Origin of the sequence: Microbacterium sp. NPDC089698 (assembly GCF_044749045.1) — a bacterium.
In the GTDB taxonomy this organism is placed as follows: Bacteria; Actinomycetota; Actinomycetes; order Actinomycetales; family Microbacteriaceae; genus Microbacterium.
Genome location: NZ_JBIVHE010000001.1, coordinates 347982 through 372370 on the forward strand (window position 1 = coordinate 347982; position 24389 = coordinate 372370).

Below are 24389 nucleotides of genomic sequence, written 5' to 3' on the forward strand. Positions count from 1 at the left end.
AGGTCCACCATGGCCGGACACAACAACGGCATCATCGACCCGCCCATCGACAACCTGCTCGACCGCGTCGAGTCCAAGTACGAGCTCGTCATCTACGCGTCCAAGCGCGCGCGTCAGATCAACGACTACTACTCCGACCTGCACGAGGGCAACCTGTTCGACAACGTGGGTCCGCTGGTCGACTCCTCGGTCGAGGACAAGCCGCTGACCATCGCGCTGCACGAGATCAACGAGGACAAGCTCCGCATCCGCCACGCGGAGTGAGCTGACCCTCCGGAGCCGCCGTCATCCCGTCCGTGGATGTCGGCGGCTCCGTTCATACTGGGCTCGGGCGCACGGACCCGCTGCCTAGGGCGCATCCCGCCCCACACGACCTTCCTCCACACCAAGGAGCACACCGATGAGCGCGTTGCGTCTGTTCACCTCCGAGTCCGTCACCGAGGGACACCCCGACAAGATCTGCGACCAGATCTCCGACTCGATCCTGGACGGCCTGCTCACGGTGGACACCGGGGCGCGCGTCGCGGTGGAGACGCTCGTGACGACCGGCCTCGTGCACGTCGCGGGGGAGATCCGCACCTCCGGCTACGTCGACATCCCGACGATCGTCCGCGACGTCGTCAACGGGATCGGCTACACCTCGAGCGACACCGGGTTCGACGGCTCCTCCTGCGGCGTGAGCGTGTCGGTGGGGGAGCAGTCGGCCGACATCGCGAGCGGCGTGGACCAGGCGCGCGAGCACCGCGAGGGAGGCTCCTCGGATCCCCGGGATCTGCTGGGCGCCGGCGATCAGGGCATCATGTTCGGCTTCGCCACGACCGAGACGCCGCAGCTCATGCCGATGGCGGCGTGGACGGCGCACCGCCTCGCGGAGCGCCTGACCGAGGTGCGCCGCGACGGCACGCTGCCGTTCCTGCGCCCCGACGGCAAGACCCAGGTGACCCTGGGCTACGACGGCTTCACCCCGAAGACGGTCGACGCCGTGGTGCTGTCCACCCAGCACAACCCGGAGATCTCGCAGGGGGAGCTCAAGGCGCTCGTCCGCGAGCATGTGATCGATCCGGTGCTCGCCACGACGGGGCTCGACCTCGACGGCGTCACGCACTACATCAACCCGGCAGGGCCCTTCGTCACCGGCGGTCCGAAGGGTGACGCCGGCCTGACCGGGCGCAAGATCATCATCGACACCTACGGCGGGGCGGCACGGCACGGCGGCGGCGCCTTCAGCGGGAAGGACCCGTCCAAGGTCGACCGCTCCGGCGCCTACGCGATGCGCTGGGTCGCCAAGAACGCGGTCGCCGCGGGACTCGCCGACCGGCTCGAGGTGCAGGTCGCCTACGCGATCGGCGTCGCCCAGCCCGTGGGACTGTACGTGGAGACGTTCGGCACCGGCAAGGTCGACGACGAGACGATCACCCGCGCGATCCGCTCGGTCTTCGACCTGCGCCCGCAGGCGATCATCGAGGAGCTCGATCTGCTGCGCCCGATCTACGCCGCCACGGCGGCCTACGGGCACTTCGGCCGCGAGCTGCCGACGTTCACCTGGGAGCAGACGACGCGCGCCGACGACCTGCGCCGCGCCGCCGGCCTCTGATCCACCCCGCTCACCCGCAAGCTCCGCTCGTGCCACGGCCGATCGCCCGCGTGCTGCTGGACTCTCCGGTCCCGCAGCTGGACCGGCTGTTCGACTACGCCATCCCGGCGGAGCTGATCGACGATGCGATGCCGGGGGTGCGCGTGCGGGTTCCGCTGCGCTCGGCCGGACGGCTCATCGACGCGTACGTGGTCGACCTCGACACCGAGGACGACGACGCGAGGACCCTCGCCGAGATCGACACCGTGGTGTCGCGCGCGCAGGTGCTGCCGGAGCGGCTCTGCACGCTCGCCCGGCGCGTGGCGGATCGCGCCGCGGGCAGCGCCTCGGACGTGCTGCGGTTGATCGTTCCCAAGCGTCAGGTCCGCGTGGAGAAGGCCTGGCTCGCGACGGGCGGAGGCCGGTCGGACGCGTCCGCCGGCGAGAATGCGCCCTCGGGTGCGGACGACGCGACGCCGCCGACCGAGGATGCGGCGCAGGCGCCGGCAGACGATGCGCCGACATCGATCGCCCCCGTGCTCCCCGCCGTCACCGAGACCATCGCCCAGTATGAGGGTCTCGCGGAGGCGCTCGCGGATTCCGCCCGGGCCGCGGTGGAGGCGATTCCGCGGCTGGCTCCGGACGGACTGCCGGAGTGGACCCGGCTGCTGGCCGCCTCGGCCGCGCGCACGCTCGCCGGCGGCGCTTCGGCGATCCTGGTCGTGCCGGACTACCGAGACCTGGATCTGCTCCTCGCCGCGCTCGAGGTGTTCGCGCCGGACGCCCCCATCGCACGCCTGGACTCCCGCCAGACCAACCCGGACCGGTATCGCGCCTACCTCCGCACCCTCGAGGATGCACCCTGCATCGTCGTCGGCAACCGCTCGGCCGCATACGCGCCCGTCCAGGCAGGGCTGGTGGCGATCTGGGATGACGGAGACAGTCTGCTCGCCGAGCCGCTCGCCCCCGGCGTGCATGCGCGCGATGTCGCCCTGCTGCGGCAGGAGCAGGAGGGCTCGGCGCTGCTGTTCGCCGGTCACACGCGCACGACGGATGTCGAGCGCCTGGTCGAGACCGGCTGGATCCACGCGATCACGGCCGCGCGCCGGCTGCTGCCGCGCGTCGTGCTGGACACCACGGAGGATCTGGACCGCCGCGGTCAGCGCCTGCCGTCCCGGGCCTTCCTGACGGCGCGCGAGGCCGCCGCGACCGGTCCCGTGCTGCTGCAGGTCGCCAGACCCGGCTTCTCGCCGACCTTGGTCTGCGCATCGTGTCGCGCCCCCGCGCGCTGCACCTCCTGCGGGGGACCGCTCGGCGCCGCGCACCGCGGCGCGACGCCCGTGTGCGCCTGGTGCGGCCGCGGCGCGCGGCTGTGGGCGTGCGGCTCCTGCGGAGGCGAGACCGTGCGCCTGGCCGCCTCCGGCAGCGAGCGGACGGCGGAGGAGCTGGGCCGTGCGTTCCCCGGCATCAGGGTGATCGTCGCGGACGGCAACCATCCGGTCGAGCGCGTCGATGCCAAGCCCGCGCTCGTCGTCGCCACACGGGGCGCCGAACCGCTGGCCGAGGGCGGATATCGCGCGATCGTGCTGCTGGACGGATCCCGCATGCTGCAGGCGCCCGAGCTGCGGATCGGCGAGTCCTGCCTGCGCTGGTGGTCGAACGCTGCAGCACTCGCCGCCCCCGGTGCGCCGATCCATCTCGTCGGCGTCGACGGCGCCGTCGCGCGCGCCCTCGCCACCTGGTCCCAGGCGTCATATGCCCGCGCGGAGCTCGCGGAGCGCGCGCCGCTGCGCATGCCGCCGTCCGTGCGCGTCGCACAGCTCGAGGGCACGGGCGCGGGCGTCCGCCGCGCCCTGGACGACATCGCCGCACTGCAGCTGCCTCCGGACGCCGTGCTCGGGCCCGTTCCGATCGAGGGCGACGAGGACGGCCGGGAACGCGCGCTCGTGCGCTTCCCCTACGCGGAGGGCGCGCGCGTCGCCGGCACGCTCCGCGCCGCCGTGGTCGCCGAGGCGATGGGGCGCCGTCGGGCGCGGGGAAAGACTCCGCGGACTACGCTCTCGGTGAGGCTCGACGTCACAGAACCCGACCTCTGAACCATCCCGAACACCCTGTTCGTCTCGAACATCCCGCAGCACCTTCGAAGGACCCCCATGCGCCTCGTCTTCGCCGGAACCCCGGCGGCCGCCGTGCCCACCCTCCGTCGCCTCGCCGGCGAGCACGAGATCGTCGCCGTCGTGACACGTCCCGACGCCCCGCTCGGCCGCAAGCGGATCCTCACGCCGTCACCGGTCGCCCAGGAGGCGGAGGCTCTCGGCATCCCGGTGATCAAGGCCGCGCGCCTGGACGACGAGGCGACCGGACGGATCAGCGCACTGCGCCCGGAGCTCGGCGTCATCGTCGCCTACGGCGGGCTCGTGCGCGAGCCGTTGCTGAGTGCTCCCGCGCACGGCTGGATCAACCTGCACTTCTCGCTGCTGCCCGCCTGGCGCGGAGCCGCCCCGGTTCAGCGTGCGCTCATCGCGGGCGACGTCGAGCTGGGCGCCACCGTGTTCCAGCTCGTCCCCGCACTCGACGCGGGAGACGTGCACGCGATGCGCGTCTATCCGGTCGCAGACGACGCCACCGCCGATGACGCGCTCGCGTCTCTCGCGGTCGACGGCGCGCAGCTGATGGCCGAGGCGGTCGCCGCGATCGCGGACGGCTCCGCCCGCCCGGTGCCGCAGCAGGGCGACGCCACCCACGCCGCGAAGCTCGGCCTCGACGACGGCCGGCTGGACTGGACGGAATCCGCGGACGCCGTGTTCGCCCGCTACCGCGGAGTCACGAGCGAGCCGGGCGCGCACACCGCGCTCGACGGCGTGCCGCTCAAGGTGCGCGAGCTCGCGCGGGCGCAGGATGCGGATCCACTCCCGCCGGGTGCGCTGCGCGGGATCAAGGGCGGCGTGCTCGTGGGCACCGGCACCGTGCCGCTGCTCCTCGTGCGCGTGCAGCCGGCAGGCAAGGCCGTCATGGCGGCCGCCGACTGGTTCCGCGGTCTGCGCGTCGCCGACGGCGCGTCCGTACGACTCGACGTCGCGGCGCCGGCGAACGAGGGGAACGAGGGGAACGAGGCACGATGAGCGCACTGGGACGGCAGAACCGCGACGACCGTCGCGGTCCGCAGCGGCGCACGGACGGACAGGGCGGACCGCGTGAGGGGGGCACCGGCGGGACGACTCATCGCGGCCCGTCACGGGATTCACGCACCCGCGAGGTGCAGCCCGCGCGCCGTGTCGCCTTCGACGTGATCCGGGCCGTCAGCACCTCCGACGCCTACGCGAACCTGCTGCTGCCCGGCGCGATCAGGGAGGCGGGGCTCTCCGGTGCGGATGCCGCCCTCGCCACCGAACTCGCCTACGGCACGCTGCGCCGCCTCGGCACCTACGACGCGATCATCGCGCAGGCGGCCGGGCGGGACATCGCGGAGATCGACCCGCCGGTGCTCGATGCGCTCCGCCTCGGCGCGCACCAGATCCTCGCGACCCGTGTGGCGACGCACGCCGCCGTCAACGAGTCGGTCAACCTCGTCGCCCGCGAGGCGGGTCGCGGGGCCTCCGGGTTCGCGAACGCGGTGCTCCGCAGGATCGCCGCGCGCACGCAGGAGGAGTGGCTCGAGGCGGTCACCGCGGCGGCGCGCTCGGATGACGAGCGCCTCGGACTCCGTTTCGCGCACCCGGTGTGGATCATCCGCGCCCTGCGTCGCGCCCTCGCGGCAGAGGGCAGGGAGGAGGAGCTGGAGGAGCTCCTCGCCGCCGACAACGCCGCGCCCGAAGTGACGCTCGTCGCCCTGCCGGGGCTGGCGGAACCGCAGGAACCCCGGCGGCCCTACGCGCCGACGGCGTTCGGATCCGAGGGGGGAGACCCCGGGGCCGTCGTCGCCGCGAGCAAGGGGCGCGTGCGCGTGCAGGACGAGGGCTCGCAGCTCGTCGCCCTCGCGCTCGTCGGTGCGCAGCCGGTCGTGGAGGGGGAGCGCTGGCTCGATCTCTGCGCGGGTCCCGGCGGCAAGACGGCCCTGCTCGCCGCGGAGGCCCTGCGCAGCGGCGCGGTGCTCGACGCGAACGAGGTCGTGCCCGCCCGCGCCGGCCTCGTCCGAAAGGCCGTCGCCTCCGTGCCGCTGCACGTCGAGGTCGCGGAGGAGGACGGCCGCCTGCTCGCCGTCGACCGGCCCGCGGCCTACGACCGGATCCTGCTCGATGCGCCGTGCACCGGGCTCGGCGCGCTCCGGCGCCGGCCGGAGGCGCGGTGGCGGAAGACCGCGGCCGACGTCCCCGAGCTCGCCGCCCTCCAGGAGGAGCTGCTGACGGCAGCGCTCGGCGCGCTCAAGCCCGGTGGGGTCCTCGCGTACGTCACCTGCTCGCCGCACCTCGCCGAGACCGCGGCGGTCGTGCAGACCGTCCTGCGCGACCGGGACGACGTGGACGAGCTCGACGCCCGCGAGGTCGTCCGCGACGTCTCGCAGCATCCGATCGACCTGCCGGAGCCGGCCGGCGGATCCGGACACGTCCAGCTCTGGCCGCACCGGCACGGCACCGACGCGATGTTCCTGTCGCTGCTCCGGAAGCGGCCGTAGCGGCAGGCGCTATTCGGCGATCGCGGCCGTGGCCCGACGCGAGCGCACCAGGCTCGCCGTGACGGCCACGACCGCGACCATCGCCACGACGAACGCGAGCGCGACCCAGCCGGAACCGACGCCGACGCCGCCTTCCGCGACGGGCTTGCCGAGCCAGTCCGCGACCGACGCTCCGAGAGGTCTGGTCAGCACGTACGCGACCCAGAACGCGAGGATCCCGTTCCAGCGCAGGAACCGGTAGCCGATCGCCGGCACCAGGATCAGCACCGCGAAGAGCAGGATCGACGGCACGTACCCGAGGTGCAGTCCCACGGCGGCGAGGTCGCCGGCGGCGGTGCCGAGGGCGAAGGTGGCGACGACCGCGGCCCAGTAGAAGAGCTCCCGTCGCGTGGTGCGCACCTCGTGGACCGAGAGCGTGCGCTCGGTGCGCCACCACAGCAGGAACACGCCGGCCAGGACGGCCGCGTAGGCCACGGTCGTGACCGCGTAGGGGAGGCCCAGCACGACGTGCACCACGTCGGCCGCCATGGTCCCGAACACACCGACCATCGCGACCGTGAACCAGTACACGCCCGGCACGTACCGGCGCCGGGTGAGCTGCCAGCCCAGGGCGAGGGCGAACAGGACGAAGCCGAGCAGCACCGCGACCACCGGCGGCATGACCCTGATCGAGAAGTCGGAGGCGGCCTCGCCGAAAGCGGTCGACGCCGCCTTCGCGATCCAGAACCCGATCGTCGGGTCGGGCACCCGCACCGGTCCCTCCCGCCGTTCGGCGCTCGTCATGCTGCTCATCGGTCTCCTCGTGTGCCCGGCGATGCCGATCCGCGCGATGGGGGCGCCGATCCGCGACGACGTTATCCGCGCCCTCTAGGCGCCGGCTGACACCCGCTGCGGCGCGCGCCGGATCGTGCCGGGCCGGGGCACCGGGATAATGGGCGCATGCCCGCCTCCCGTGCCGAACTGCCCGCAGCCCCCCGGATCAACCCCTCGATCCTCGCCGCCGACTTCGTGAACATGCAGGCGGATCTCGCCCGCATCGCGACGGCCGACTTCGCGCACGTCGACGTGATGGACAACCACTTCGTCCCCAACCTCACGTTCGGGCCGCAGATGGTCGAGCGCATCCAGGCGACGAGCCCGATCCCGCTCGACGTGCACCTCATGATCACGGATCCGGACCGCTGGGCGCCCGGATACGCGGAGCTGGGCGCGGCGAGCGTCACCTTCCACCTCGAGGCGGCGGCGGATCCCGTCGCCCTCGCACGCAGGCTGCGCAGCATCGGCGCCAGGGCCGGCGTCGCGATCAAGCCCGGCACGGCGGCCGAGCCGCTGTTCGACATCCTCGGCGAGTTCGACCAGATCCTCGTGATGACCGTCGAGCCGGGCTTCGGCGGCCAGGGGTTCATGCCCGAGACGATGCCGAAGCTGCGCGCCCTGGCGGATGAGGCGAAGCGGCGCGGATCCGACGTGTGGCTGCAGGTCGACGGCGGCATCTCCGATGCGACGATCGCCCAGGCCGCCGCCGCAGGAGCCGACACGTTCGTCGCCGGATCCGCCGTCTACGGCTCTCATGACGTCGAAGCCGCCGTCACGCGGCTCCGAGGGCTCGCGCGAGCCGGTAGCCTGGGAGGGTGAAGACCTTCGACGAACTGTTCGCCGAGCTGAGCCGCAAGGCGGCCGAGCGCCCGGAGGGATCCGGGACGGTGCGCGAGCTCGACGCGGGCGTGCACACGATCGGCAAGAAGATCGTGGAGGAGGCGGCCGAGGTGTGGATGGCCGCCGAGTACGAGAGCGACGAGGCCGCGGCCGAGGAGATCTCCCAGCTGCTGTACCACCTGCAGGTGCTGATGCTGGCCAAGGGACTGACCCTGGAGAACGTCTACCGACATCTGTGAAGCGCCCCGACCAGGATCGCTTCGAACGAAAGACCTTTCCATGCTGCGCATTGCCGTCCCGAACAAGGGATCGCTGTCCGAGACCGCCGCCGAGATGCTCGCCGAAGCCGGATACGCCGGCCGCCGCGACACCAAGACCCTGCACGTGATCGACGCCGACAACGACGTCGAGTTCTTCTTCCTCCGTCCCCGTGACATCGCCACCTACGTCGCCTCCGGCGCCCTGGACGTCGGGATCACGGGCCGTGACCTGCTGCGCGATGTGCGGCGCCCGGACGCTCGTGAGATCGAGCAGCTCGGCTTCGCACGCTCGACGTTCCGCTTCGCCGCGCCTCCGGGCCGGTTCAAGACCCTCGAGGACCTCAACGGGGTGCGGGTCGCCTCGGCCTACCCCGGTCTCGTCGACGACTACCTGCGCGAGCACGGGGTCGAGGCGGAGCTGGTTCCTCTCGACGGCGCCGTGGAGTCCGCGGTGCGCCTGGGCGTCGCCGACGCGATCGCCGACGTCGTCGAGACCGGGACGACCCTCCGTCAGGCCGGTCTGGAGATCTTCGGACCGGTGATCATCGAGTCCGAGGCCGTACTGATCAGCCGTCCGGGCGATGCCGAGGGCACCGAGAAGCTGCTGCGGCGCCTTCGCGGGGTGATGGTCGCCCACCGCTTCGTGCTCCTGGACTACGACCTGCCCGCCGATCTGGTCGAGCAGGCGGCCGCGATCGCTCCCGGGCGCGAGTCGCCCACCGTGTCCCCGCTGCGGGATCCGGCCTGGGTCGCCGTGCGGGTGATGATCCCGCGCCGTGGCATGAACCAGGTCATGGATCAGCTCTATGCGCTGGGTGCACGGGCGATCCTCGTGACCGCGATCCACGCCGCGAGGCTCTGATGTCGCTCACCGCACGTGTCATCCCCTGTCTCGACGTGGCCGCCGGCCGGGTCGTCAAGGGCGTGAACTTCGAGAACCTGCGCGACATGGGGGATCCGGTCGAGCTCGCGTGGCACTACGCCGCTCAGGGCGCCGACGAGATCACCTTCCTGGATGTGACGGCGACCGTGGACGAGCGCGCGACGACCTATGACGTGGTGCGCCGCACCGCGGAGGAGGTGTTCGTGCCGCTCACGGTCGGCGGCGGGGTGCGCTCGGTCGACGACGTCGCCCGACTGCAGGGCGTCGGCGCCGACAAGGTCGGCGTCAACTCCGCGGCGATCGCGCGGCCCGAACTCATCGGCGAGATCGCCGACCGCTTCGGGGCGCAGGTGCTCGTGCTCTCGCTCGACATCAAGCGCAGTGCGCGCACGGCCTCCGGATTCGCGGTGACCACCCATGGCGGCCGCACCGAGACCGACCTGGACGCGCTGGACTGGGCCCGCGAGGCGATCGAGCGCGGCGCGGGCGAGCTGCTCGTCAACTCGATCGACGCCGACGGCACCAAGGACGGATTCGACCTGGAGCTGGTGCGCCTCATGCGCGAGGTCTCCAGCGTGCCGGTGATCGCCTCGGGCGGCGCGGGGAAGGCGGAGGACTTCGCTCCGGCCATCGCCGCAGGGGCGGACGCCGTGCTCGCCGCGAGCGTCTTCCACTCCGGCCAGCTCACGGTCGGCGACGTCAAGGCGGCCTTGAGCGCCGCGGGAGTGACAGTGCGATGACAGACGACCGCATCGAGGCCGAGCTGCGCCTCGTCACCTGGAACGACCAGGGGCTGGTCCCCGTCGTCGTGCAGCAGTGGGACACCCTCGAGGTGCTCATGATGGCCTGGGCCGACGAGGAGGCGCTGCGCCGCACGCTCACGACCGGCCGCGCCACCTACTGGTCCCGCTCCCGCCGGCAGTACTGGCGCAAGGGCGACACGTCCGGCCACGTGCAGCACGTGCGCGGCGCCCGACTCGACTGCGACGGCGACACCGTGCTCCTGCTCGTGGACCAGGTGGGCGTGGCCTGCCACACCGGCACCCGGACCTGCTTCGACGGCAGGGATCTGGATCCGGTCGTGGACGCCGTGCAGGACCGCGCGGCGGACGACGCCGGGCAGGCGACCGAGTGATGCTCACGCGGCGCGCGAAGTCCACCAGCCTCCTGCTGATCCTGCTCGCCGGCGGCATCGGCATCCTCTCCTCAACGCAGACCTGGCTCACGGTCGGGCGCGCCGACGGGGGAGAGCCGCTGGAGGTCGCCGGCAACGCGGCGCTGCCCGTGCTCGCCCCGCTGAGCCTCACGGCGCTCGCACTCTGCGCGGCCATCGCACTGGTCGCTCCCGTGATGCGGCGCGTGTTCGCGGCGATCGCGGTCGTCGTCGGCGCCCTCATGCTCGTGCTGACGGCGCGCATCCTGCTGCAGCATCCCCTCGACGCCGTGAGCCCGGCCCTGACCAAGGCCACGGGGCTCGCCGGAGACACCGCGCTGTCCGCGATCATCGACGGCATCGCGGTCACCGCCTGGCCGTGGGCGGCGCTCGTGGGGTGGATCCTGCTCGTCCTCGGCGGCGGACTCGCGCTGCTCACCGCCGGCCGGTGGCGCAGCGGAGGGCGGCGGTACCGCACCGCGCCCGTGCCGCACGACGGGCCGGTCGATGCGGTGGAGAGCTGGGACGACCTCAGCCGCGGCACGGATCCCACGCGCTGACAGCAGGCCAGGCAGCGCCTCGTGCCGCTCGGCGTCCTCGCCGCGCGGCACGATCCCGATAGACTTGAACCCACACCCGACGCTCGGAGGAGAACATGAGCAACCCCATCGCAGACCCCGGCCACGGACACTCGCCTGCGGCTTGGACCGCCGTGGTGATCATGCTGCTCGGCTTCGCCGTCGGCACGACCGCGTTCTTCCTGGAGATCCCTGTGGTGGTGTGGGTGGGCGTCGCGCTGATCGTCATCGGCGCGATCGCGGGCTGGGTGCTCTCCAAGGCCGGTTACGGCGCGAAGGGCCCGAAGTACCAGCCGAAGGCGCACTAATGGTGCTCGCCGACCTCACGGCCGGCGCAGTCGAGGACGCGGCCCGTCGCGAGCGGGAGCGTCCGCTCGCGATCGTGGAGCGCGCCGCCCTCGATCGCGCACCCGCACTCGATGTGCGCGCCGCACTCGCGCCCGCGGACCGGGTGAAGATCATCGCCGAGGTGAAGCGGGCGAGCCCGTCGCGCGGAGCCCTCGCCGAGATCCCGGATCCGGCCCTGCAGGCGTCCCTGTACCAGCAGGGCGGCGCCTCCGCGATCAGCGTGCTCACGGAGGAGCGCCGCTTCGGCGGCAGCCTCGCCGACCTCGAGGCCGTGACCGCGGCCGTGCAGATCCCGGTCCTGCGCAAGGATTTCATCGCCACGCCGTATCAGGTGTTCGAGGCTCGTGCGGCGGGCGCCTCCCTCGCGCTGCTCATCGTGGCAGGCCTGGACCGCGCGAACCTGGAGCGGCTGTATGCCCTCATCCTCGAACTGGGCATGACCCCGCTCGTCGAGACGCACTCCGCGGAGGAGCTCGAGGTCGCCATCGACCTGGGCGCGCACCTCATCGGTGTGAACGCCCGCGACCTGAGGACGCTCGAGCTGGACCGCGACCTGTTCGGCCGACTGGTCGAGCGCATTCCGTCGACCTCCGTGAAGATCGCCGAGTCCGCGGTGCTCACGCCTGCCGACGTCGCGCACTACCGCGGCGCCGGCGCCGACGCCGTGCTCATCGGCGAGGCTCTGGTCACCGGCGACCCCGTCGCCACCCTGCATTCCTTCCTGGAGGCAGGATCAAGCGATGCACTGAGCGATCGGAGGGAGACGAAGTGAGTCTGCGCGATCAGCCGGGGCCGTTCTTCGGCGATTTCGGCGGACGTTTCATGCCCGAATCGCTCATCGCCGCGATCGATGAGCTCACCGACGCGTACCACGAGGCGATCGCCGACCCGGCGTTCCAGTCCGAGCTCGCGACGCTGCTGCACTCCTACGCCGGCCGTCCTTCGCCGATCACCGAGGTGCCGCGCTTCGCCGAGCACGCCGGCGGTGCGAGGGTCTTCCTCAAGCGCGAGGACCTCAACCACACCGGCTCGCACAAGATCAACAACGTGCTCGGACAGGCGCTGCTCACCCAGCGGCTGGGCAAGACGCGGGTGATCGCCGAGACCGGTGCCGGCCAGCACGGCGTCGCCACGGCGACCGCGGCGGCGCTGTTCGGCCTGGAGTGCACGATCTACATGGGCGAGGTCGACACCGAGCGCCAAGCGCTCAACGTCGCGCGCATGCGCCTGCTCGGCGCGGAGGTCGTGCCCGTGACCACGGGGTCGCGCACCCTCAAGGACGCGATCAACGACGCGTACCGCGACTGGGTCGCCTCCGTCGAGACCACCAACTACATCTTCGGCACCGCGGCGGGACCGCATCCGTTCCCGGCGATGGTGCGCGACTTCCAGAAGATCATCAGCGAGGAGGCGCGCCAGCAGCTCCTCGACGAGGCCGGGCGCCTGCCGGACGCGGTGCTCGCGTGCGTCGGCGGGGGATCCAACGCGATCGGCATGTTCGACGCCTTCCTCGACGACGAGGCCGTGCGCCTGTACGGCGTGGAGGCGGCCGGCGACGGCGTCGACACGCCCAAGCACGCGGCGTCGATCGAGCGCGGTCGTCCCGGCGTGCTGCACGGCGCCCGCACCTACGTGTTGCAGGACGAGGACGGGCAGACGATCGAGTCGCACTCGATCTCGGCCGGACTCGACTACCCGGGAGTGGGTCCCGAGCATTCCTGGCTCGCGGCGATCGGCCGCGCCGAGTACATCCCGGCGACCGACGACGAGGCCATGCAGGCCCTGCGCCTGCTCAGCCGTACCGAGGGCATCATCCCCGCGATCGAGTCGGCGCACGCCCTGGCCGGAGCCATCCGGATCGGCAAGGAGCTCGGCCCCGACGCGATCCTCGCGGTGTGCCTCTCCGGGCGCGGGGACAAGGACATGGACACCGCGGCCCGGTACTTCGGACTGTACGACGAGGGCGCCGCGGAGAACGGAGCCGGCGCATGAGCCGCGTCGAAGAGGCCATCCAGCGCGCGCACGACGCGGGACGCGGCGCCTTCATCGGCTACCTGCCGGTCGGCTACCCGGATCTGCAGACCAGCATCGATGCGGCGATCGCGCTCGCGCGCAACGGCGTCGACATCATCGAGCTGGGCCCGCCTTACAGCGATCCCGTCATGGACGGCGCGATCATCCAGGAGGCGACGCAGGCCGCGCTCGCGAACGGATTCCGGATGCGCGATCTGTTCACCGCTGTCAAGGCCATCACGGACGCCGTGGATGCCCCGGTCGTCGTCATGACGTACTGGAACCCCGTGCTGCAGTACGGCGTGGACCGCTACGCCGACGACCTGCTCGCCGCGGGCGGGGCGGGGCTCATCACCCCGGACATCACGCCCGAGGCGGCACCCGAGTGGATCGCCGCGAGCGAGCGCACCGGGCTGGACCGCGTCTTCCTCGCCGCTCCGACCTCGACCGACGCGCGGCTCGACCTCGTCGCCTCGAGTTCGACCGGTTTCGTCTACACGGTCTCGACCATGGGCATCACCGGTGAGCGCGCGGAGCTGGACAAGGCCGCGCGCACGCTCGTCGGGCGGCTCCGCGAGCACGGCGCAGGGCGCGCCTGCGTCGGCATCGGCATCTCCACGGCCGACCAGATCGCGGGCGTGCTGGAGTACGCCGATGGCGCGATCGTGGGCACGGCCCTCGTGCGCGCGCTCAGGGACGGGGGAGTGGAACGGCTCGCCGAGGTCACCCGGGAACTCGCCACGGGCACCGTGCGCGCACGGTGACGGCGCCCTGACGACGTAGACTCGTGATCATGCCCTTCGCGCTCCAGAACGCCCTCATCGGCGTGCACGCCAGCATCCCGAGCCCGCCGGTCAGCTACTTCACGCTGAACATCTTCGGGTGGACGCTGCAGATCCACTTCTACGCGCTGTGCATCATCGCCGGCATCATCGCGGCCACGCTGCTCACCAACCACCGCCTCACCAAGCGCGGCGCGGAGCGCTGGGTCGTCGTGGACATCTGCATCATCGCCGTGCCCCTGGCGATCATCGGAGCGCGGATCTTCCACGTGCTGACGCACCCCGGGTTCTACTTCGGACCCGGCAAGAACACCTGGAACCCCTTCGAGCCCGGCTCGGTCTGGGCGATCTGGGAGGGCGGCATCGCGATCTTCGGCGCCCTCATCGGCGGTGCGATCGGCGCCTGGCTCGGCTGCAGGTGGACCGGGGTGCGCTTCTCCGCGTTCGCGGACGCCCTCGCGCCCGGCCTCATCCTCGCGCAGGCCTTCGGCCGCTTCGGCAACTGGTTCAACCACGAGCTCTTCGGCCTCCCCACCGACCTCCCCTGGGGTCTCGAGATCGAGTCGACCAACCCCGCCTTCCCTGCCGGACTGGCCCCCGGGACGCTTTTCCATCCCACCTTCCTGTACGAAGTGATCTGGAACACGCTGGGCTGCCTGTTCCTGCTCTGGCTCGGCCACAAGCTGCGCCTGCAGTGGGGCAAGCTGTTCGCCGTCTACCTGATCTGGTACGGCGCGGGACGCATGGTCTGGGAGTCGATCCGCATCGATCCCAGCGAGATCTACTTCGGCCTGCGCACGAACGTCTGGGCGGCGCTGTTCGGCGTCGTGCTCGGCATCGTGATCCTCTTCGTCCAGGCCCGCCGCCACCCCGGATACGAGCCCTCGCCGTACCAGCCGGGTCGGGAGCCGAGCAGCGCTGGGGTAGAATCGCAAAACCCCGATGATTTCGTCGATCTGAGCGAGCCTCAGCCCGACGAGAATCGCGCGGAGGCGGACGCCACGAGCGCCGTCTCCCGCCCCTGAGAACGGCACCGACAGGAGCCTCGCTGCGGTGGACGCACGTCCACCGGGAATCACGCACTGAACGAGCGGGCCGATGATGTCCCCGGGTTCATCAGAAATCTGAGGACGGTGACTGGTGTACTTCCAGCCTCCCTACGGCGCCTCGGGCGCCTACCCCCCGAAGCAGGGGATGTACAACCCCGCGTTCGAGAAGGACGCCTGCGGCCTGGCCATGGTCGCGACGCTCCGCGGGGAGCCAGGCCACGACATCATCGCGCTCGCCCTGGAGGCGCTGCGCAACCTGGAGCACCGCGGCGCCATCGGGTCCGACGCGGGAACCGGCGACGGAGCCGGGATCCTGACCCAGATGCCGGACGCGTTCCTGCGGGCCGTCACCTCCTTCGAGCTTCCCCCGGTCGGCGAGTACGCCGCGGGGCTGGCCTTCCTCCCGCTCGACTCGCGCACGCGCCGCGAGCAGAAGGCCGGGATCGAGAAGATCGCCCGTGCGGAGGGTCTCACCGTCCTCGGCTGGCGCGAGGTCCCGACCGCGAACCAGCATCTCGGCAAGCTGGCAGACGAGGCCCGTCCGGCGTTCGAGCAGCTGTTCGTCTCGCGCCCCGCATCGAGCGGCGCCGACGCCCTCTCCGGCATCGCGCTGGACCGCGTCGCCTACCGCCTGCGCAAGCGCGCCGGCCACGAGCTCGGCGCCTACTTCGTCTCGCTCTCGGCGCGCACGCTCGGCTACAAGGGCATGGTCACGACGCTGCAGCTGGAGCCGTTCTACCCCGACCTCCAGGACGAGCGCTTCGCCTCCGAACTCGCGGTCGTGCACTCCCGGTACTCCACCAACACGTTCCCGTCGTGGCCGCTCGCGCAGCCGCTGCGCATGCTCGCCCACAACGGCGAGATCAACACGGTCGGCGGCAACCGCAACTGGATGCGGGCGCGCCAGTCGCAGCTCGAGTCCGAGCTGCTCGGGGACATCCGCCCGCTGCTGCCGATCTGCACCGACGGCGCGAGCGACTCCGCCTCGTTCGACGAGGTGCTCGAGCTGCTCACGCTGACCGGCCGCAGCCTGCCGCACGCCGTCATGATGATGGTGCCCGCCGCCTGGGAGCGGCAGACGGATCTGGATCCTGATCTGCGCTCCTTCTACGAGTACCACGCGAACCAGATGGAGCCGTGGGACGGCCCCGCCGCCCTCATCTTCACCGACGGCACCGTCGTGGGCGCCACGCTCGACCGCAACGGCCTGCGCCCTGGCCGGTGGACCGAGACGACCGACGGCCTCGTCGTGATCGGCAGCGAGACCGGCGTCCTCGAGTTCGAGCCCGAGCGCATCAAGCGCCGCGGGCGCCTGCAGCCCGGGACGATGTTCGTCGTCGACACCGCGCAACGCCGCATCGTCGAGGACGAGGAGGTCAAGCGCGACCTCGCGACCCTGCACCCGTGGCAGGAGTGGCTCGACGAGGGGCGCGTGCGCCTCGCCGACCTCCCGGAGCGCGAGCACATCGTGCACCCGGTCGCCTCGATCACGCGTCGACAGCGCACCTTCGGCTACACCGAGGAGGAGGTGCGGATCCTGCTCACCCCGATGGGGCAGACGGGGGCCGAGCCCCTGGGCGCCATGGGCAGCGATGCGCCGATCGCCGTGCTCTCGGAGCGCCCGCGACTGCTCTTCGACTACTTCGTGCAGCAGTTCGCGCAGGTCACCAACCCGCCGCTCGACGCGATCCGCGAAGAGGTCGTCACGAACCTCTCGCTGGGCCTCGGCCCCGAGCGCAACCTGCTCGCCTGGGGGCCCGATCACGCCCGCACGATCGTGCTGGACTTCCCCGTCATCGACAACGACGAGCTCGCCAAGCTCCGTCACATCGACCGGGCGCGTCCCGAGCGCTCCAGCGCGACCATCAAGGGCCTGTACCACTTCGACAAGGGCCCGCACGCGCTCGCGCAGCGCCTCGACGAGATGTGCGCCGAGGTCGACGCGGCGATCGAGGGCGGCGCGGAGCTGATCATCCTCAGCGACCGCGACTCCAACAAGGACCTCGTGCCGATCCCTTCGCTGCTGATGCTCTCGGCGGTGCACCACCACCTCATCCGCCGTGAGGATCGGATGAAGGTGGGACTCATCGTCGAGGCGGGTGACGTCCGCGAGGTGCACCACGTCGCGACGCTCATCGGCTACGGCGCGTCCGCCGTGAACCCCTACCTCGCGATGGAGACGGTCGAGCACCTCGTGCGCACCGGATACATCACCGGGATCACCCCGGAGAAGGCGGTCCGCAACCTCATCTACGCGCTCGGCAAGGGCGTGCTGAAGATCATGTCGAAGATGGGCATCTCGACGGTCGGCTCCTATGCCGGCGCGCAGGTGTTCGAGGCCGTCGGCCTCAGCCAGGAGCTCGTCGACGCGTACTTCACCGGCACCGAGACCAAGCTCGGCGGCATCGGCATCGAGGACGTCTTCGCCGAGAACCAGGCGCGTCACGACTTCGCCTACCCGGAGGACGCGGCCGCGCGTGCGCACGAGCGCCTCTGGACGGGCGGCGAGTACCAGTGGCGCCGCGACGGCTCTCCGCACCTTTTCAACCCGCGGACCGTGTTCCGTCTGCAGCACTCGACGCGCACCCGCCGGTACGACGTCTTCCGCGAGTACACACAGCTCGTGGACGACCAGGCCAAGGAGCTGAAGACCCTGCGCGGGCTGTTCGAGCTGCGCACGGGGGAGCGGCCCCCGGTCCCGATCGACGAGGTCGAGCCGGTGTCCTCGATCGTGAAGCGGTTCTCGACCGGTGCGATGAGCTACGGCTCGATCTCGCAGGAGGCGCACGAGACGCTCGCCATCGCGATGAACCGCCTCGGCGCGAAGTCGAACACGGGCGAGGGCGGTGAGGATCCGGAGCGCCTCGTCGACCCCGAACGCCGCAGCGCGATCAAGCAGGTCGCGTCCGGCAGGTTCGGCGTGACCAGCCAGTACCTCACCGAGGCCGACGACATCCAGATCAAGCTCGCCCAGGGCGCCAAGCCCGGCGAGGGCGGTCAGCTGCCGCCGCAGAAGGTGTACCCGTGGATCGCGCGCACGCGCCACGCGACGCCCGGCGTCGGGCTCATCTCGCCGCCGCCGCACCACGACATCTATTCGATCGAGGATCTCAAGCAGCTGATCTTCGATCTGAAACGCGCCAACCCGAACGCCCGGATCCACACCAAGCTGGTCAGCCAGTCCGGGATCGGCGCGGTCGCGGCGGGCGTCGCCAAGGCGCTCAGCGACGTCGTGCTCGTCTCCGGACACGACGGCGGCACGGGCGCGAGCCCGCTGAACTCGCTCAAGCACGCGGGCACCCCGTGGGAGCTGGGCCTCGCCGAGACGCAGCAGACCCTCATGCTCAACGGCATGCGCGACCGCGTCGTGGTGCAGGTCGACGGTCAGCTGAAGACCGGCCGCGACGTCATCATCGGCGCGCTCCTGGGCGCGGAGGAGTTCGGCTTCGCGACGGCGCCGCTCGTCGTGAGCGGCTGCATCATGATGCGCGTGTGCCACCTGGACACCTGCCCGGTCGGCGTCGCGACGCAGAACCCGGTGCTGCGGGAGCGCTTCACCGGCAAGCCCGAGTTCGTCGTGAACTTCATGGAGTTCATCGCGGAGGAGGTGCGCGAGCACCTCGCCGCGCTCGGCTTCCGCAGCCTCGAGGAGATCGTGGGACGCGCGGACCTGCTCCGCACGGATGCCGCGATCAGGCACTGGAAGGCGGACGGCCTCGACCTCGCCCCGGTGCTCGAGGGGCCCGCGTTCCCCGCCGATGAGCCGCGCCGCAGCGCGCGCACGCAGGATCACGAACTGGAGAAGCACTTCGACGCCCCGCTGCTCGCGGCCGCGCGCGAGGCGATCGCACAGGGTGCGCCCGTCTCCTTCGACCTGCCGATCCGCAACACCGAGCGCGCCGTCGGCACCATGCTCGGCCACGAGGTCACGGTGCAGCACGGCGGTGAGGGGCTGCCCGCGGGCACGATCGGCATCTCTCTGCACGGCACCGCCGGTCAGTCCCTCGGGGCGTTCCTCCCACGGGGCATCTCCATCTCCCTGGAGGGCGACGCCAACGACTACGTCGGCAAGGGCCTCTCGGGCGGGGAGATCGCGATCCGACCGCACCACGGCGCGACGTTCGAACCGCACCGCAATGTGATCGCGGGCAACGTGATCGGCTACGGCGCGACGAGCGGCACGATCCACATCTCGGGCGTCGTCGGCGAGCGCTTCCTGGTCCGCAACTCCGGGGCGACCGCGGTCGCCGAAGGCGTGGGCGACCACGCGCTGGAGTACATGACCGGCGGCGTCGCGGTGATCCTGGGGAGCACGGGCCGCAACCTCGGCGCCGGCATGTCCGGCGGGATCGCCTACGTGCACGACCTGCAGGTCGAGCGCGTGAACCCGCTGTCGCTGGGCTCGGGCGAGCTGGAGCTCCTCCCGCTCGACGAGGTGGATGCGCAGGAGCTCCGCGAGCTGCTCGCCCAGCACGTGGAGCGCACCGGATCCCCGCTCGCCGCGTCGATCCTGGCGGACGACGATTTCGCCGCCGCCTTCACGAAGATCCTGCCGCGGGACTACGCCGCCGTGCTGCGCACCCGCGCAGAGGCAGAGGCCGAGGGGATCGATCCCGACGGCTCCATCGTCTGGACCCGCATCCTGGAGGTGACCGGTGGCTGATCCCAAGGGCTTCCTGACCGTCACGGAGCGCGAGCTCCCCGCACGCCGGCCCGTCCCGGTCCGCATCATGGACTGGAAGGAGGTGTACGAGCCGGGTGATTCGGCCGTGCTCCGCCGCCAGGCCGGCCGGTGCATGGACTGCGGCGTGCCGTTCTGCCACCAGGGCTGCCCCCTGGGCAACCTGATCCCCGAGTGGAACGACCTCACCTGGCGCGGCGAGGGCCGCGCCGCGATCGACCGCCTGCACGCGACGAACAACTTCCCGGAGTTCACCGGGCGGCTGTGCCCCGCGCCCTGCGAGAGCGCGTGCGTGCTGGGCATCAACCAGCCGGCCGTCACGATCAAGCAGATCGAGGTCTCGATCATCGACGAGGCGTTCGCGTCGGGCTGGGTCGAGGCGCAGCCGCCGGCCCGCCTCACCGGCAAGACGGTCGCCGTGGTCGGATCCGGCCCGGCCGGCCTCGCCGCCGCCCAGCAGCTCACCCGTGCCGGGCACACCGTGGCCGTCTTCGAGCGGGACGACCGCATCGGCGGTCTGCTGCGGTACGGCATCCCCGACTTCAAGATGGAGAAGTCGCACCTCGATGCGCGCCTGCGGCAGATGTCCGAGGAGGGCACCCGCTTCCGCGCGGGTGTGAACATCGGCACCGACATCAGCTGGGCCGATCTGCGCACCCGGTACGACGCCGTGGTGATCGCGACCGGGGCGACCCTGCCGCGCGAGCTCGCGATCCCCGGACGCGACCTCGACGGCGTGCACTTCGCGATGGAGTACCTGGTCGAGTCGAACAAGGCGGTCGCCGGGGATCCGGTCTCGAACCAGATCACCGCCGAGGGCAAGCACGTGATCGTGATCGGCGGCGGCGACACCGGCGCCGACTGCATCGGCACCGCGCACCGTCAGGGCGCGCTCAGCGTGACGAACCTCGCGATCGGCCGTCAGCCGTCGTCCGGCCGGCCGGAGCACCAGCCCTGGCCGATGATGCCGACCGTGTTCGAGGTCTCCTCGGCGCACGAGGAGGGCGGCGAGCGGCAGTACCTCGCCTCCACCGTCGAGTTCCTCGGCAACGAGGCGGGCGAGGTGCGCGCACTGCGCGTCGCCGAGACCGAGTTCGTGGACGGGCGCCGGGTTCCGAAGAGCGGCACGGAGCGCGAGATCCCGGCGGACCTCGTGCTCATCGCGATGGGCTTCACCGGTCCCGAGTACGAGGCGTACGGCGAGGACGGCCCGCAGCGCACCGAGCGCGGCGCCTTCCGCCGCGATGAGGACTATGCGTCGACCATCCCGGGCGTGTTCGTCGCCGGCGATGCGGGACGCGGCCAGTCCCTGATCGTGTGGGCCATCGCCGAGGGCCGCGCCGCGGCCGCCGCCGTCGACCGGCACCTCATGGGACAGACCGTGCTGCCCGCGCCGGTCCGCCCGTCGGATGTCGCGATCGGGGTCCAGCCCGCGTAGGCTGGGCCCGGCAGCGTGGCCCTTTATTCCATCCCCCTGACACTTATCGGAGAACGCATTGAGACGTGCCAAGATCGTGGCCACACTCGGCCCCGCAACCTCGACGTATGAGACGGTGCGGGCCCTCATCGATGCGGGCGTCGACGTCGCCCGACTGAACCTCAGCCACGGGGACTACTCCGTGCACGAGAACAACTACGCCAACGTCCGCCGCGCCGCGGAGGACTCCGGCCGAGCGGTCGCCGTCCTCGTCGACCTGCAGGGCCCGAAGATCCGTCTCGGCAAGTTCGAGGCAGGTCCCTACGAGCTCGCCGTCGGCGACATCTTCAAGATCACGACCGAGGACATCCTCGGCAACAAGGAGATCTGCGGGACGACCTTCAAGGGCCTCCCGCAGGACGTCAAGCCGGGCGACTTCCTGCTCATCGACGACGGCAAGGTCCGCGTCGAGGTCGTGGAGACGGACGGCACGGTCGTGACCACCCGCGTGATCGTGGCCGGTGCGGTGTCCAACAACAAGGGCATCAACCTGCCCGGCGTCGCCGTCAGCGTCCCGGCGCTGAGCGAGAAGGACGAGGACGACCTGCGCTGGGGTCTGCGCACCGGCGCCGACCTCATCGCCCTGTCGTTCGTCCGCGACGCGGCCGACGTCACCCGCGTGCACGAGATCATGGCTGAGGAGGGCGTGCGCGTCCCGGTCATCGCGAAGATCGAGAAGCCGCAGGCCGTCGACAACCTCGAGGGCATCGTCGACGCGTTCGACGGCATCATGGTCGCCCGTGGGGACCTCGGTGTCGAGCTGCCCCTCGAGGCGGTCCCGATCGTGCAGAAGCAGGCCGTCGAGCTCGCCCGCCGCATGGCGAAGCCCGTCATCGTCGCGACGCAGATGCTCGAGTCGATGATCTCCAGCCCGGTGCCGACGCGCGCCGAGACCTCGGACGTCGCCAACGCCGTCCTCGACGGCGCCGACGCGGTCATGCTGTCCGGCGAGACCAGCGTGGGGGAGTACCCCGTCATCGTCGTGGAGACCATGGCGCGGATCATCGAGTCCACCGAGGACCACGGCCTGGAGCGCATCCACCCGCTCACGACCAAGCCGCGCACCCAGGGCGGAGCGATCACGCTCGCGGCCCTGGAGGTCGCCGAGTTCGTCGAGGCGAAGTTCCTCTGCGTGTTCACCCAGTCGGGCGACTCGGCGCGGCGCCTGTCGCGCCTGCGCTCGCGCATCCCGATGCTCGCGTACACGCCCGACCCGGCCATCCGCCGCCGTCTGGCCGTGACCTGGGGCGTCCGCACGAGCCTGGTGAACTTCGTGCCGCACACGGACATGATGTTCCACCAGGTCGACGAGCACCTGCTCGGTTCCGGCCTCGCGGAGGTGGGCGACAAGGTCGTGGTCATCTCCGGATCCCCTCCCGGGATCGTCGGATCCACGAACGACCTGCGCATCCACCGGGTCGGCGACACCGTTCACGGTGCCGCTCCGGCCTACCAGGCCAAGTAGGACGCGCGTACGAGGGCCGGTTCCCGCGGGGACCGGCCCTCGTCGCATCCCCGGGTGCGCTACAGTCGATCCGGGCCGGCGTGGCGGAATGGCAGACGCGGAGCACTCAAAATGCTTTGTCCGAGAGGACGTGTGGGTTCGAGTCCCACCGCCGGCACCGAGAGCGTCTCGGAGCGGCCGTCAGGTCGCTCCGAGACGGCACCGGCACCCCGTGGTTCACAAGATCCGAAACTCCTGTCCAGTAGGATGGATCCGTGACTGAAGAGCAGCAGCCTGAGCAGCCCGCCTCGTCCGCTCCGCGACGCGTCGTCGTCGCCGAGGACGAGTCGCTGATCCGCCTCGACATCGTCGAGATCCTCCGCGACAACGGTTTCGACGTGGTCGGCGAGGCCGGAGACGGGGAGACCGCGGTGCAGCTGGCCACCGAGCTGCGCCCCGACCTCGTCATCATGGACGTGAAGATGCCCCAGCTGGACGGCATCAGCGCTGCGGAGAAGCTGCACAAGGGCAACATCGCGCCCGTCGTGCTGCTCACCGCCTTCAGCCAGAAGGAGCTCGTCGAGCGTGCCAGCGAGGCCGGCGCGCTGGCCTACGTCGTGAAGCCGTTCACGCCGAACGACCTCCTGCCGGCGATCGAGATCGCCCTCGCCCGCCACGAGCAAATCATCACGCTCGAGGCCGAGGTCGCCGACATGGTCGAGCGCTTCGAGACCCGCAAGCTCGTCGATCGCGCCAAGGGCCTGCTGAACGAGAAGATGGGGCTCTCCGAGCCCGAGGCGTTCCGCTGGATCCAGAAGGCGTCGATGGATCGCCGCCTCACGATGCAGGACGTCGCGAAGGCGATCATCGAGCAGCTGGCTCCGAAGAAATAGCGGCATGGATCTCGGCGACGGGATCCTGCTCCGTCCGCTCCTGGCCGGCGACGGCGAGGAGCTCGCAGCGGCGTACAGCCGGAACCGCGTGCATCTCGAGCCGTGGGAGCCGCTGCGCTCCGACGACTTCTTCACCGCGGCACGTCAGCACCGGCTGGTCGCCGAGACCCTGCGCTCCGTCGCAGACGGTCGTGGCGCCGCCTATGTCCTCGAGGACGGCGACCACCGCATCGTCGGGCGGGTGAACCTCAGCGACATCGTCCGCGGGGCGTTCTGGAGCGCCCACCTCGGCTACTGGATCGACGGAGGGTTCGCGGGACGCGGACTCATGCGCCGCGCTGTGGACGCGGTCTGCGCGCTCGCACGCGACGATCTGGGACTCCATCGGGTCCAGGCCGCGACCCTCGTGCACAACGAGGCCTCGCAGCGTGTGCTGCGGGCGACCGGCTTCACGGAGATCGGGCTCGCGCCGCGCTATCTGCGCATCGCCGGGGAGTGGCAGGACCACGTGCTGTTCCAGCGCATCTTCGAGGACGTCCCGGACCGCGCCGTCTGAACGATCAGGTGGCGGGCAGATCCTTGATCATGTTCGTGATGCGGATCGTCGAGCAGCGCCGTCCCTGCTCGTCGCTCACGGCGATCTCGTGCACGGTGACGCTGCGCCCGAGGTGGATCGGCGTGCACACCCCGGTCACCACGCCGCTGGTGGCCGAGCGGGTGTGCGTGGCGTTGATGTCGACGCCGACCGCGAGCCGGCCTGGTCCCGCGTGCAGGTTGGCCGCCATCGAGCCCAGGGACTCGCCGAGCACCACGTACGCGCCGCCGTGCATCAGACCGACCGGCTGGGTGTTCCCCTCGACGGGCATCGTCGCGACGCAGCGGTCCACCGAGAACTCGACCCAGCTCAGGCCCATCTTCTCGGCGAGAGCGCCCATGCCGCGCTCGGTCGCCCACTCCAGTCCGGGGCTCGTCCGCGCGGTGCCCGCG

The 24389-nt window shown here is 71.3% G+C and carries 23 protein-coding genes and 1 tRNA gene; 22 read left to right on the forward strand and 2 right to left on the reverse strand.

The annotated features are described in order from the left end of the window. The first annotated feature begins 9 nt into the window (after positions 1–9). From rpoZ to ACIPY5_RS01640, 5 genes are all read left to right on the forward strand, one after another. Positions 10–264 carry a DNA-directed RNA polymerase subunit omega gene (gene rpoZ / locus ACIPY5_RS01620; protein WP_045273081.1) on the forward strand — a complete coding sequence of 85 codons (255 nt, stop codon included), beginning with the start codon at positions 10–12 and terminating at the stop codon, positions 262–264. Positions 265–400: 136 nt separating this feature from the next. Further along, entirely contained in the window at positions 401–1594 is a 1194-nt protein-coding gene (gene metK / locus ACIPY5_RS01625) for a methionine adenosyltransferase (protein WP_309337477.1), read from the forward strand. A gap of 29 nt (positions 1595–1623) precedes the next feature. Continuing rightward, a complete protein-coding gene (locus tag ACIPY5_RS01630; RefSeq protein ID WP_400965900.1) occupies positions 1624–3669 on the forward strand; it encodes a primosomal protein N' in 2046 nt (681 codons plus the stop codon). A gap of 57 nt (positions 3670–3726) precedes the next feature. Then, complete coding sequence (gene fmt / locus ACIPY5_RS01635; RefSeq protein WP_400965903.1) at positions 3727–4695, forward strand: methionyl-tRNA formyltransferase; 969 nt, start codon at positions 3727–3729, stop codon at positions 4693–4695. Beyond that, entirely contained in the window at positions 4692–6185 is a 1494-nt protein-coding gene (locus ACIPY5_RS01640; protein ID WP_400965906.1) for an RsmB/NOP family class I SAM-dependent RNA methyltransferase, read from the forward strand. The genes fmt and ACIPY5_RS01640 overlap by 4 nt, the downstream gene beginning before the upstream one ends. Before the next feature lie 9 nt (positions 6186–6194). Here ACIPY5_RS01640 and ACIPY5_RS01645 read toward each other — a convergent pair whose 3' ends face one another. Beyond that, complete coding sequence (locus ACIPY5_RS01645; RefSeq protein ID WP_400965909.1) at positions 6195–6977, reverse strand: hypothetical protein; 783 nt, start codon at positions 6975–6977, stop codon at positions 6195–6197. A gap of 147 nt (positions 6978–7124) precedes the next feature. Here ACIPY5_RS01645 and rpe point away from each other — a divergent pair, with 147 nt between their 5' ends. From rpe to ACIPY5_RS01730, 17 genes are all read left to right on the forward strand, one after another. Then, complete coding sequence (gene rpe / locus ACIPY5_RS01650) at positions 7125–7820, forward strand: ribulose-phosphate 3-epimerase (RefSeq protein ID WP_309337491.1); 696 nt, start codon at positions 7125–7127, stop codon at positions 7818–7820. Further along, positions 7817–8080, forward strand: a complete 264-nt coding sequence (locus tag ACIPY5_RS01655; RefSeq protein WP_045252002.1) for a phosphoribosyl-ATP diphosphatase — start codon at positions 7817–7819, stop codon at positions 8078–8080. Before rpe ends, ACIPY5_RS01655 begins: the two co-directional genes overlap by 4 nt. A gap of 40 nt (positions 8081–8120) precedes the next feature. Then, on the forward strand, positions 8121–8963 hold the full coding sequence (gene hisG / locus ACIPY5_RS01660; RefSeq protein ID WP_309337495.1) for an ATP phosphoribosyltransferase: 843 nt from the start codon (positions 8121–8123) through the stop codon (positions 8961–8963). Then, the gene (gene hisF / locus ACIPY5_RS01665) at positions 8963–9724 is read left to right on the forward strand and encodes an imidazole glycerol phosphate synthase subunit HisF (protein ID WP_400965913.1); all 762 of its coding nucleotides are present in this window, start codon (positions 8963–8965) and stop codon (positions 9722–9724) included. Before hisG ends, hisF begins: the two co-directional genes overlap by 1 nt. Next, the gene (hisI, locus tag ACIPY5_RS01670) at positions 9721–10119 is read left to right on the forward strand and encodes a phosphoribosyl-AMP cyclohydrolase (RefSeq protein WP_400965915.1); all 399 of its coding nucleotides are present in this window, start codon (positions 9721–9723) and stop codon (positions 10117–10119) included. The genes hisF and hisI overlap by 4 nt, the downstream gene beginning before the upstream one ends. Beyond that, positions 10119–10697 (forward strand): Trp biosynthesis-associated membrane protein, encoded by a 579-nt coding sequence (locus ACIPY5_RS01675; protein ID WP_400965918.1) that lies wholly within the window; start codon positions 10119–10121, stop codon positions 10695–10697. The genes hisI and ACIPY5_RS01675 overlap by 1 nt, the downstream gene beginning before the upstream one ends. A gap of 95 nt (positions 10698–10792) precedes the next feature. Further along, a complete protein-coding gene (locus ACIPY5_RS01680; protein WP_309337504.1) occupies positions 10793–11023 on the forward strand; it encodes a DUF6704 family protein in 231 nt (76 codons plus the stop codon). Positions 11024–11025: 2 nt separating this feature from the next. Then, positions 11026–11835, forward strand: a complete 810-nt coding sequence (gene trpC / locus ACIPY5_RS01685; protein WP_400968437.1) for an indole-3-glycerol phosphate synthase TrpC — start codon at positions 11026–11028, stop codon at positions 11833–11835. Beyond that, positions 11832–13055, forward strand: coding sequence for a tryptophan synthase subunit beta (gene trpB, locus ACIPY5_RS01690; RefSeq protein WP_400965921.1), 1224 nt, complete (start codon positions 11832–11834; stop codon positions 13053–13055). Before trpC ends, trpB begins: the two co-directional genes overlap by 4 nt. Beyond that, entirely contained in the window at positions 13052–13840 is a 789-nt protein-coding gene (trpA, locus tag ACIPY5_RS01695) for a tryptophan synthase subunit alpha (RefSeq protein WP_400965922.1), read from the forward strand. The genes trpB and trpA overlap by 4 nt, the downstream gene beginning before the upstream one ends. 29 nt (positions 13841–13869) lie before the next feature. After that, a complete protein-coding gene (gene lgt, locus ACIPY5_RS01700) occupies positions 13870–14883 on the forward strand; it encodes a prolipoprotein diacylglyceryl transferase (protein WP_400965925.1) in 1014 nt (337 codons plus the stop codon). A 169-nt stretch (positions 14884–15052) separates the two neighbouring features. Further along, positions 15053–19570, forward strand: coding sequence for a glutamate synthase large subunit (gltB, locus tag ACIPY5_RS01705; RefSeq protein ID WP_400968439.1), 4518 nt, complete (start codon positions 15053–15055; stop codon positions 19568–19570). Next, positions 19563–21026 (forward strand): glutamate synthase subunit beta, encoded by a 1464-nt coding sequence (locus ACIPY5_RS01710; protein WP_400965928.1) that lies wholly within the window; start codon positions 19563–19565, stop codon positions 21024–21026. Before gltB ends, ACIPY5_RS01710 begins: the two co-directional genes overlap by 8 nt. A gap of 58 nt (positions 21027–21084) precedes the next feature. Further along, a complete protein-coding gene (pyk, locus tag ACIPY5_RS01715; protein WP_400965931.1) occupies positions 21085–22530 on the forward strand; it encodes a pyruvate kinase in 1446 nt (481 codons plus the stop codon). A 74-nt stretch (positions 22531–22604) separates the two neighbouring features. Beyond that, positions 22605–22687 (forward strand) — tRNA-Leu (locus ACIPY5_RS01720). Between the two features lie 97 nt (positions 22688–22784). Beyond that, positions 22785–23402, forward strand: coding sequence for an ANTAR domain-containing response regulator (locus ACIPY5_RS01725; RefSeq protein WP_045252013.1), 618 nt, complete (start codon positions 22785–22787; stop codon positions 23400–23402). 4 nt (positions 23403–23406) lie between these two features. Then, positions 23407–23958, forward strand: a complete 552-nt coding sequence (locus ACIPY5_RS01730; RefSeq protein ID WP_400965935.1) for a GNAT family N-acetyltransferase — start codon at positions 23407–23409, stop codon at positions 23956–23958. Between the two features lie 4 nt (positions 23959–23962). Here the strand turns inward: ACIPY5_RS01730 and ACIPY5_RS01735 are convergent, their stop codons facing one another. Continuing rightward, a complete protein-coding gene (locus ACIPY5_RS01735; RefSeq protein ID WP_309337536.1) occupies positions 23963–24337 on the reverse strand; it encodes a hotdog fold thioesterase in 375 nt (124 codons plus the stop codon). Positions 24338–24389 lie beyond the last annotated feature (52 nt).

What these genes read in the sequence shown, in the direction of transcription:
- rpoZ (WP_045273081.1), top strand. Translation starts at nt 10, where the DNA reads ATGGCCGGACACAACAACGGCATCATCGACCCGCCCATCGACAACCTG.
- metK (WP_309337477.1), top strand. Translation starts at nt 401, where the DNA reads ATGAGCGCGTTGCGTCTGTTCACCTCCGAGTCCGTCACCGAGGGACAC.
- fmt (WP_400965903.1), top strand. Translation starts at nt 3,727, where the DNA reads ATGCGCCTCGTCTTCGCCGGAACCCCGGCGGCCGCCGTGCCCACCCTC.
- ACIPY5_RS01640 (WP_400965906.1), top strand. Translation starts at nt 4,692, where the DNA reads ATGAGCGCACTGGGACGGCAGAACCGCGACGACCGTCGCGGTCCGCAG.
- ACIPY5_RS01645 (WP_400965909.1), bottom strand. Translation starts at nt 6,977, where the DNA reads ATGAGCAGCATGACGAGCGCCGAACGGCGGGAGGGACCGGTGCGGGTG.
- rpe (WP_309337491.1), top strand. Translation starts at nt 7,125, where the DNA reads ATGCCCGCCTCCCGTGCCGAACTGCCCGCAGCCCCCCGGATCAACCCC.
- hisG (WP_309337495.1), top strand. Translation starts at nt 8,121, where the DNA reads ATGCTGCGCATTGCCGTCCCGAACAAGGGATCGCTGTCCGAGACCGCC.
- hisF (WP_400965913.1), top strand. Translation starts at nt 8,963, where the DNA reads ATGTCGCTCACCGCACGTGTCATCCCCTGTCTCGACGTGGCCGCCGGC.
- hisI (WP_400965915.1), top strand. Translation starts at nt 9,721, where the DNA reads ATGACAGACGACCGCATCGAGGCCGAGCTGCGCCTCGTCACCTGGAAC.
- ACIPY5_RS01675 (WP_400965918.1), top strand. Translation starts at nt 10,119, where the DNA reads ATGCTCACGCGGCGCGCGAAGTCCACCAGCCTCCTGCTGATCCTGCTC.
- ACIPY5_RS01680 (WP_309337504.1), top strand. Translation starts at nt 10,793, where the DNA reads ATGAGCAACCCCATCGCAGACCCCGGCCACGGACACTCGCCTGCGGCT.
- trpA (WP_400965922.1), top strand. Translation starts at nt 13,052, where the DNA reads ATGAGCCGCGTCGAAGAGGCCATCCAGCGCGCGCACGACGCGGGACGC.
- lgt (WP_400965925.1), top strand. Translation starts at nt 13,870, where the DNA reads ATGCCCTTCGCGCTCCAGAACGCCCTCATCGGCGTGCACGCCAGCATC.
- gltB (WP_400968439.1), top strand. Translation starts at nt 15,053, where the DNA reads ATGTACAACCCCGCGTTCGAGAAGGACGCCTGCGGCCTGGCCATGGTC.
- ACIPY5_RS01730 (WP_400965935.1), top strand. Translation starts at nt 23,407, where the DNA reads ATGGATCTCGGCGACGGGATCCTGCTCCGTCCGCTCCTGGCCGGCGAC.
- ACIPY5_RS01735 (WP_309337536.1), bottom strand. Translation starts at nt 24,337, where the DNA reads ATGGGCGCTCTCGCCGAGAAGATGGGCCTGAGCTGGGTCGAGTTCTCG.